1 protein-coding gene is annotated in these 659 nt (G+C 63.0%); it reads left to right on the plus strand.

The window, feature by feature from the left end; translation table 11 throughout:
* The coding region (locus AC3WL8_RS39975; protein ID WP_492380266.1) for a transposase at positions 1–659 on the plus strand (659 nt) is incomplete at both ends.

Here is a 659-nt window from a genome sequence, read left to right on the forward strand (position 1 = left end):
AAAGGCTTTCTGGCCGCAGAGATCCTGTGGGGATTGCGCATGGGCGGCAGCGAGCGCCACTTCCTGATCCCAGCGAAAAAGAATCTGCAGTGGGTGCTGCTCTCAGGCAGTGCGGATGATGGCATCGTTCAGATGAAGGTCTCCCCTCAGGCTCGCCGCAAGAATCCAGCCTTGCCAGAGACCTGGACAGCTCGCGCGATCCGGGACGAGGAGTCAGAGCGCGTCCTGTTGACCTCGTTGACGGACCGTCGGCGCTTCAAGGCCGCCGATATCCTTGCGTGCTACCGGCGCCGTTGGGAAATCGAAACCAGCTATCGGGAACTGAAGCAGACGATGCTCGGGGCCGAACTGACCTTGCGCAGCCGCCAGCCTGAGGGCGTGCATCAGGAAATCTGGGGGGCACTGATTGCGTACAACCTGGTGCGTCTGGAGATGGCCAAGGCTGCGCTCGAGGCCCGCGTCGAGCCTACCGACCTGAGCTTTGTGCTGGCCTTGCGCCTGATACAGGGCGAACTGACCTGGGCAGCCGGCATGGCCCCAGGCAAGCTGCCGGCCCATCTGCAGCGCATGCGGGCCAAACTTCAGTTGGCGATCGTCCAAAAACGACGGGGGCGTAAGTGCCCCCGCGTGGTCAAAGCCCTGCCTAAGCGCTACACCGT

This window comes from Cupriavidus sp. FW305-F7 (genome assembly GCF_058782875.1).